5 protein-coding genes, 1 tRNA gene and 1 pseudogene are annotated in these 8,469 nt (G+C 70.5%); 2 read left to right on the top strand and 5 right to left on the bottom strand.

Translation table 11 applies throughout. The features are described from left to right. Positions 1 to 1,499 (top strand): annotated as a pseudogene (locus AC27IQ_RS15510) (M14 family metallopeptidase); the annotation flags it as partial. 179 nt (positions 1,500 to 1,678) lie between these two features. Here AC27IQ_RS15510 and AC27IQ_RS15505 read toward each other — a convergent pair. Continuing rightward, positions 1,679 to 3,424 (bottom strand): cation:proton antiporter domain-containing protein, encoded by a 1,746-nt coding sequence (locus AC27IQ_RS15505; protein WP_487089986.1) that lies wholly within the window; start codon positions 3,422 to 3,424, stop codon positions 1,679 to 1,681. 225 nt (positions 3,425 to 3,649) lie between these two features. On the opposite strand from AC27IQ_RS15505, the gene AC27IQ_RS15500 reads away from it, so the two are divergent. Continuing rightward, positions 3,650 to 3,726, top strand: a tRNA-Arg gene (locus AC27IQ_RS15500). A gap of 97 nt (positions 3,727 to 3,823) precedes the next feature. On the opposite strand, the gene AC27IQ_RS15495 is transcribed toward AC27IQ_RS15500, so the two are convergent. The 4 genes from AC27IQ_RS15495 to AC27IQ_RS15480 form a co-directional block, all read right to left on the bottom strand. Next, positions 3,824 to 4,030, bottom strand: coding sequence for a hypothetical protein (locus tag AC27IQ_RS15495; protein WP_272568429.1), 207 nt, complete (start codon positions 4,028 to 4,030; stop codon positions 3,824 to 3,826). Positions 4,031 to 4,224: 194 nt separating this feature from the next. Further along, positions 4,225 to 4,572, bottom strand: coding sequence for a GAF domain-containing protein (locus AC27IQ_RS15490; RefSeq protein ID WP_487089987.1), 348 nt, complete (start codon positions 4,570 to 4,572; stop codon positions 4,225 to 4,227). Continuing rightward, complete coding sequence (locus AC27IQ_RS15485) at positions 4,497 to 7,613, bottom strand: hybrid sensor histidine kinase/response regulator (protein WP_487089985.1); 3,117 nt, start codon at positions 7,611 to 7,613, stop codon at positions 4,497 to 4,499. Before AC27IQ_RS15485 ends, AC27IQ_RS15490 begins: the two co-directional genes overlap by 76 nt. Before the next feature lie 148 nt (positions 7,614 to 7,761). Beyond that, positions 7,762 to 8,469, bottom strand: a 708-nt coding sequence (locus tag AC27IQ_RS15480) for a GlxA family transcriptional regulator (RefSeq protein WP_487089984.1), incomplete at its 5' end; no start/stop codon positions are given.

The following is an 8,469-nucleotide window of genomic DNA, read 5'->3' as shown; positions in this document are numbered from 1 at the left end:
GGCCGTGCACTACGACACCCCCCGGCCTGGCCGACGGGCGCCGCGCCTTCACCACCAATGCCGAGGCGCCCAGTGGCTGCGGCAGCTCGCCGCCACGCCGCAGGGCGCCACCAAGGCCACGGTGCTGGACCTGGGCATGTCCCAACGCGGCACGCCCCTGCAGGCCCTGGTGCTCACGCACGCGCCCAACACCGACGTGGCCAGCCTGGATGCGAGCGGCAAGCCCACGGTGCTGCTCATCGGGCAGCAGCACGGCGACGAGCCCGCCGGCGGCGAAGCCCTGCTGGTGATGGCGCGCGAACTGTCGCAGGGCCTGCTGGAGCCGCTGCTGGACCGCATCAACGTGGTCGTGGTGCCGCGCGCCAACCCGGACGGCGCCGAGGCCGGCACCCGCGCCACGGCCAACGGCACGGACATGAACCGCGACCACCTGCTGCTGAACACGCCCGAGGCCCAGGCCCTGGCGCGGCTCACGCGGGACTACCGTCCCATCGCCGTGCTCGATGCGCACGAATACACCGTCTCTGGCCGCTTCCTGGAGAAGTTCGGTGCCATCCAGAAGTACGACGCGCTGCTGCAGTACGCCACCACGGCCAACGTGCCCGAGTTCCTCACCAAGGCGGCGCGCGAGTGGTACCACCAGCCCATGGCGGCCGCGCTGCAGGGCCAGGGCCTGACCAGCGAGTGGTACTACACCACCTCCACCGACCCGCAGGACCGCCGCGTGTCGATGGGCGGCACGCAACCCGACACGGGCCGCAACGTGAACGGCCTCAAGAACGCGGTCAGCCTGCTGGTGGAGACGCGCGGCGTGGGCATCGGGCGGCTGGACATCCAGCGCCGCGTGCATGCCCAGGTGACCGCGCTGTCCAGCGCGCTGCGCAGCACGGCCGAGCGGGCCGGCAACCTGGAGCAGGTGCGTTCGTTCGTGGTGCGCGACACCGCGGCGCAGGCCTGCCGCGGCCAGGTCGCCATCGAGGCGGGGCCGACCGCCACGCAGCGCGACCTCGTCATGCTCGACCCCGCGACGGGCGCGGACCGCACCGTGCGCGTGGACTGGAACTCGTCGCTCGAATTGCGCACCGTCGCCTCGCGCCCCCCGCCCTTGCGGCTACTGGCTCTCGCCCACGGCGGGCCAGGCGGCCGAGCGGCTCAAGCTGCTCGGGCTGCAGGTCATGCGGGTGGCCGAGCCGGGTTCGCTCCTGAGCGACAGCTACCAGGAAACCGGCCGCGAGGAAGGCGTGCGCCAGGACGTGCGCGGCACCATCGCCGGCCAGCAGGACATCACCCGCGTGCGCGTGACCACCGTGCGCACCGCCATCGACGTGCCCGAAGGCAGCTACTACGTGCCGCTGAACCAGCCCCTGGCCAACCTGGCCGTCGCCGCGCTGGAGCCCGACACGCAGAACAGCTACTTCGCCAACCACCTGATCCCGGCGCTGGGCGACACGGCCCGGGTCATGGCCACGCCGTCGCTGGTGTTCGAAGAGGCCGACTGAAGCCGGGGCAAGACAGGCGCGGGGCCAGCGCCACGGCGCCGGCCTGCAGACGACCTGACGACCTGACGGACAGACGGACAGACGGACAGACGGGATGAGGCGCGCCAAGGCCCCTGCAGATTGCTACAAAAATAGTAGCAATATGCCCTAGTCAATCATGCCGTGGAGCCCGATTTGGCTCAAACCGAAGCGTGCCGCTCCTCCAGCGCGCCCGGCGCCGTCGCCTCGGCCTGGCGCTCGCCGGCGCGGCCCAGGACATGCGAGGTCATCGCCGCGGCCAGCGCCTCCTCGCCGAGGAACACCTTGGCCACGCCCTCTTCCTGCTCCAGCAGCCGGGCCTCGGCCTCGTTGTGGCTGCGGACCACGGTTTCGATCTCCGGGTTGAGCGTGCGCGCCGTCGCGATGATCTGGCGCACGTCCAGCGTGTTCGGCGTGGCGATCACCAGCATGTGCGCCCGGGCGATGTGCGCCTGGATCAGCACGGCCGGCTCAACCGCGTCGCCGTAGACCGCCGCCATGCCGCCGTTGCGCAGCGTCTCCACCAGATCGCGGTTCTGCTCGGCCACGACGAAGGGAATGTCGCTCTCCGAAAGCGCCGCCGCGATGCGCCGCCCCACGCGGCCGTAGCCGACCAGCACCACCTGGCGCGCGAGGTACCGGCGGTGCGTGCTCAGGGGCAGCTCCGCCAGCGGGTCGTCGCGCTGCTCCAGCCGGCGCGCCAGGGCCGAGCGGGCGCGCAGCCACTCCTGCAGCGGGGCGATGGCATGGAACAGCAGCGGATTGACCGCGATCGAGATGAGCGCACCGGCCAGCACCAGGCTGGCCCCTTCCGGCGGCAGCAGCCCCAGCGAGGCGCCCAGGCCCACCAGGATGAACGAGAACTCGCCGATCTGCGCCAGGCTGGCCGACACCGTGAGCGCCGTGTTCAGCGGGTAGCGGAAGGCCAGCACCAGGGCCGCCGCCGCGAGCGTCTTGCCCAGGATGATGATGGCCACCACGGCCAGCACCTGCAAGGGACGCTCCACCAGCACCCAGGGGTTGAACAGCATGCCCACGGAGACGAAGAACAGCACCGCGAACGCATCGCGCAGCGGCAGCGACTCCTGGGCGGCGCGGTGGCTGAACTCCGACTCGCGCATCACCATGCCGGCGAAGAAAGCCCCCAGCGCGAACGACACGCCGAAGAGCGCGGCGGAGCCGAAGGCGATGCCCACCGCCGCCGCCACCACGCACAGCGTGAACAGCTCGCGCGAGCCGGTGCGCGCCACCTGCCAGAGGATCCACGGGAACACCCGCCGCCCCACCACCAGCATCAGCGCGACGAAGCCGCCCACCTGCGCGATGGTCCAGCCCAGCGTCTTCCACAAATCGCCCGTGCTGCCCGCCCCGGCGGTGCCGTTCAGCCACTGCGCCAGTGGCGGCAGCAGCACCAGGACCAGCACCATGGCCAGGTCCTCCACCACCAGCCAGCCGACGGCGATGCGGCCGGTGTACGAATCCAGGATGCCCAGCGTCTCCAGCGCCCGCAAGAGCACCACGGTGCTGGCCACCGACAGGGCCAGGCCGAACACCAGCGCCCCGCCCAGGCCCCAGCCCCACCACAGCGCCAGGCCCATGCCCAGCAGCGTGGCCACCGCCATCTGCACCAGTGCCCCAGGCACGGCGATCTTGCGCACCGACAGCAGGTCGCCCAGCGAAAAATGCAGCCCCACGCCGAACATCAGCAGCATCACGCCGATCTCCGCCAACTGGCTGGCCATTTCGCCATCGGCCACGAACCCCGGGGTGAAGGGGCCGATCACCACGCCCGCGAGCAGATAGCCCACCAGGGCCGGTAGGCGGATCCGGGTCGCGATGAAGCCCAGCACGAGCGCCAGGCCCAGCGCCGCGGCGATGGTGTTGATGAGTGAGAGGCTGTGCGGCATGGGGTGATTGGGGAGCGGGCGCACCCGATGGGCGCCTGCCCTTGCGTTATACCCGCAAGCCCCCGGTTGCCGCAAAACGCCAGGGGCCAAAAAGACCGGGGAGGCCCCGGCAGGCAGGTATCATTCACGCCTCGCACGGACCCGCCTGCCATCGTCCCGATGTGCCACACGGCGTCCAGTCCATGCTGCAGGGCCTGCAGGCCCCGCGTCTTTTTCTTTTTCCGTCTGCCCGTAGCTCAACCGGATAGAGCAATTGCCTTCTAAGCAATAGGTCGGGGGTTCGAGTCCCTCCGGGCAGGCCATCCATTCCCAGTGAAAACCGCTTTCCGGCAGTAGCGGCCGGGAAGAATCAACCACCCGCTACACGCGGATCGCGCTTGCGTTGTCGCCCCCCTGGCTTCAGCCTTGGGCCTGGGTTTCGAAACGGCAACTGTCGCCGTATTGGTATTCGGATGCGGCAGAGCGGAAGGCCTGCTGGCCGTCTCCGTCGATGGCGCCATCGCCTTGTTGCCACTGGAGGCCGAAGCCGCCGAATTCCCCCATCTGGGCGGAGGGGACGCTTTCGCCGAAACGCAGCGGCGAGGGAACAGCCGGGTTGGAAAACATGGGGAAACCCTCCAAAAACAGACCCGTCGTCTGGGGCTGCCATTGGGCGCCCGCACCGCAGAGCGGTGCGTCGGAAGGCCGGGCCGGCCGGCGTAGGCGCAATCCGACACCACCCGCGCCCCGCCCCTCCTCCGCCGGCTGGCGGATCAAAGGCGGATCACGGTCCGGTGGCCGGGCGGAATGCGGCGGACGGGCTACTGCGGCGGGGCCTGCCGTGCCGGCGCATCCGGCAATGCGGCGCGGCGCGATTCCAGCCGTTCGACCAGTTGGGCGGCCAGGAACTGCAGCATCTCCACCTGCCGGGCCTCCAGCTCACGCGGCACCCGGTCGATCACGCACAGCGTTCCGAGCGCCTGCCCGGTCGAGGTGATGAGCGGCGCGCCGGCATAGAACTTGATGTTGGGCTCGCCCGTCACCAGCGGGTTGTCGGCAAAGCGTTCGTCCCGCGAGGTATCGCTCACGATCATCACGCTTTCCGGCACCTGGATCGCGTGGGCGCAGAAGGAATGCGCGCGGGGCGTCTGCCGCGCTGCCAGCCCCACCTTGGCCTTGAACCACTGCCGGTCGGCATCCACCAGCGAAACGAGCGCGATGGGCGTCTGGCACAGGCCGCCGCCAGCCGGGCGAACTCGTCGAAGGCCGCTTCTTCGTCGGTGTCCAGGATGCGCATGGATTCCAGTTCGGCCTGGCGCAGCAGTTCCGACTGCGCCGCATCCGCCGCGGCCGATGGGGGCAGTGCCGCGCGCACCTTGCGGCGGCGCGGCCGCGCGGCGTCCGCGCCACGGTGGATGCTGTCGTGCAGCACCTGCGCCAGTTCGTCCAGCGAATAGGGCTTGGGCAGCAGCGTGAAGCCGTGGTCGGGGCTTTGCGCCAGCACGTAGCTGTAGCCGCTGGACAGCACGATGGGGAGGGCCGCGCCGTAGCGCTGGCGGATCTCGCGGCCCAGTTCGATGCCGCTCATGCCGGTCATGACCACGTCGGAGAACACCGCCACGAAGCGGCCCGGGCCGGCCTTCAAGGCCTCCAGCGCCTTCTCGCCGCTGGCCGTGACCACGGTGGTGTAGCCCAGTTCGTGCAGGGTCTGCTCGACGGATGCCGAGACTTCCGCGTTGTCCTCCACCACCAGCACGCAGCCACCGTAGCCCAGGGCCAGCCGGTCGTCGCCTTCGGCGGCCTGCGCGTCGTAACCGGGGCGCGCGGCGCGCGGCAGGTACAGGGTGAAACGGCTGCCCTCACCCAGCGTGCTTTCCACACGGATGTCGCCGCCGGACTGCTTGGCGAAGCCGAACACCTGCGACAGGCCCAGCCCCGTGCCGTGGCCCACGCCCTTGGTGGTGAAAAAGGGCTCGAAGATCTGCGTCAGGTGCTCCGGCGCGATGCCCGTGCCGCTGTCGATGATGGACACGGCCACGAATTTGCCCGGCACCGCGGGCTGCGACTGCAGCGCGGGAATCTCGGACACGGCCCGCACCTCGATGGTGAGCTTGCCGCTGCCCTGCATGGCGTCGCGGGCATTGACGGCCAGGTTCACCAGGGCGGTGTCGAACTGGCTCGGGTCGGCATGCACGAAGCAGGCCGTCTCCGCCAAGTTCAGCTCGATCTCGATGCGCGCGCCCGCCAGGCTGGCGATCATGTCGCTGACCGCCCGGGTGTTGTGCCCGGCATCGAACACCGTGGGCTGCAGGGCCTGGCGCCGCGCGAAGGCCAGCAGCTGGCCCGTGAGCTTGGTCGCCCGCGTCACCGCGTTGGAGATGGACTCCATGAAACGGTGGCGCCGCTCGTCGGTGAGCTGCACGCGCCGCAGCAGGTCGATCGACGTGCGGATGACCGCCAGCACGTTGTTGAAATCGTGCGCGACCCCGCCGGTGAGCTGGCCGATGGCTTCGAGCTTTTGCGACTGGCGCAGCGCCTCTTCGGCCGTGCGCTCGCGCGTCACGTCGCGCGCCACCGCATGGACCAGGCCCTCCTCGGGCACGGCGGTCCAGCTCAGCAGGCGGTAGCTGCCGTCTTCCTTGCGCCAGCGGTTCTCGAACACCAGCGTGGGCGCGCCGGCCTCCAGCCTGGCCAGTTCGGCGGCCATGCCCTCGGCATCTTCGGGGTGGATGAATTCGGCCACGGCATGGCCGGCCATCTGGGGCTTTTCCCATCCCAGGAGGCGCGTGGCGGCGGGATTGACGGCGGCGATCACGCCCTGGAAGTCGCACACCAGCATGAGTTCGCGCGAGAGCGCCCACAAGCGGTTGCGGTCGCGCACGCTTTCGGCCTGCACCAGCTTTTGCTCGTGGATGTCGGTGCTGGTGCCGATCCACCGGCTGATGGCCCCGCCCCCCGTTTGCAGGGGCAGCGCCCGCACCAAGTGCCAGCGCATCTCGCCGTCCGCGCGGCGGATGCGGAACTCGGTTTCATACTGCTCGCCGGAGGCGACGCTCGCCTGCCACAGCTGGGACACCGCCGGCAGGTCTTCGGGGTGCACGAGGCTCTTCCATCCGTCGCCATCCAGCGTGCCCGGTTCGGCCTGGCTGTATTCATACACCCGGTCGTTGAACCAGTCCAGCTGGCCATCGCTCCGGGCGGTCCACACGTGGCTGGGGAGTGACTGGGCGAAGGTGCGGAACTCCGCCGCGCTGTCGGCCACCGCCTGCAGCGCCGCCTTGCGGTCGGTGATGTCCTGCACCACACCGACCATGCGAACGATCGCACCGTCCGGGCTGCGCACGAATTCGGCCTTGCGGGCGATCCAGCGCAGGGCGCCATCGGTGGCGCGGCGGATGCGGTACTCCACATCCAGCGGGGCCGATTCGGCGTTGCGGGTTTCGCGGGCGGAGCGCACCTCGGCGTCCTCGGGAATCACCAGCGCCTCCAGCGCCTTGGCGGGGATGGTCTCGGCCTCGGGCACGCCGAAGATGCGATAGAACTCGCGCGTGCCGTACAGCAGGTCGGTGGCCAGTTCGAGGGAGAACGTGCCCACGCCGCCCGCCTTCTGCGCGCGGTGCAGGCGTTCTTCGGACTGGCGCAGCGCCTCGGCCGCGCGATGCTGCTCGGTGCGGTCGCGCAGCACCTTCACGAAGCCTATCGGCGTGCCGTCACCATCGCGGATCGGCGTCATCTCGCCGTTGGCCCAGAAGCGCTCGCCGGATTTGCGCACGTGCCAGCGCTCGTCGGTGCCCACGCCCCGCGTGAGCGCGGCCTGCATTTCCATCTCCATGCGGTGCGCGGCGCGGTCCTCGGGGGTGAAGATCCGGGCGGCGTCGTGGCCCAGCATTTCTGATTCCGTCCAGCCGAGCACGCGGCGGGCCCCTTCGTTCCACCGCGTGACCTGGCCCTGCAGGTCGAAAGCGATGATGGCGTAGTCGATGGCGCTGTCCAGGATCTGGCGGTTGCGGATGTCGGTATCCGGCAAAGGTGCCGATGGCGCGGCGGCCTCGCTCCACTGCGCGATCGCGGCCTGCACGGACTGCGGCCAGTGCACGGCGGGCCCCAGGGGGGTCAGGGACCAATCGAACTCGGAGATCGCTCGCGCGTCGGGGCGGCTACCCGGGGAATCGGCAGAGCCGGCGGCCGCTGGGCCGGGGACGGTGTGCATTGAGAAAAAACCTTTGAATCGCTCGCTCGTTGGGTGTCGATGTGCAGTCGGGCCCGGCCGTTGCCGGCGGTCTCGCAGCGCTGCGCAGCTTGTCATCATGCCTTTTTTCCAAAAGGCCCGGCGACCCGCCGGGCCGCCGGGCCGGGGCTCAGCCTGGCCCGCCGAACCGCTCGCGGTAGGCCTGCGGGGTGATCCCCAGGCGGCGCAGAAACAGCCGGCGCAGCGGCTCGTCCGACCGGAAACCCACCCGCGCCGCCACGGTTTTGAGCGGCAGGCCGTTCTCTTCCTCCAGCAGCCGGCGGGCGCCTTCCAGCCGGGCGGTCTCGATGAAGTCCGAGGGGCTTTGCCCGCATTCCTGCAGGAACACCCGGCGGAAGTTGCGCTCGCTCATGGCCGCCCGCGAAGCGAGCTGCTGCAGCGGCAGGGACTCGGCCAGGTGCGACAGCACCCACGCCTGCACCTCGCGGATGCCCGGGTGGCGCGTGCCCTGGCTGGCCAGGTGCATGCTGAACTGCGATTGCCCGCCGGGGCGCTTCAAGTACATCACCAGGTCGCGCGCCACCTCCAGCGCCAGGGTGCGGCCGAAGTCCTCCTCCACCAGGGCCAGCGCCAGGTCGATGCCGGCGGTGACCCCGGCCGAGGTCCACAGGTTGCCGCTGCGCACGTAGATCGCGTCGGCATCCACGCGCACGGCGGGGAAACGGCGCTGCAGCAGATCGGCCACGCTCCAGTGCGTGGCCGCCTGCGCGCCGTCCAGCAGGCCGGCTGCCCCCAGGAAGAAGCTGCCCGAGCACAGCGCCACCATGTGCCGCAGCCGCGGCGCCGTGGCCGCCCGCCCAGGCCACCACGCCGGGGG

The sequence above is a fragment of the Acidovorax sp. KPB24-07 genome (assembly GCF_057543315.1).
Note: the sequence above shows the minus strand (reverse complement) of the source record. Positions and strands in the feature narration are given on the sequence as shown.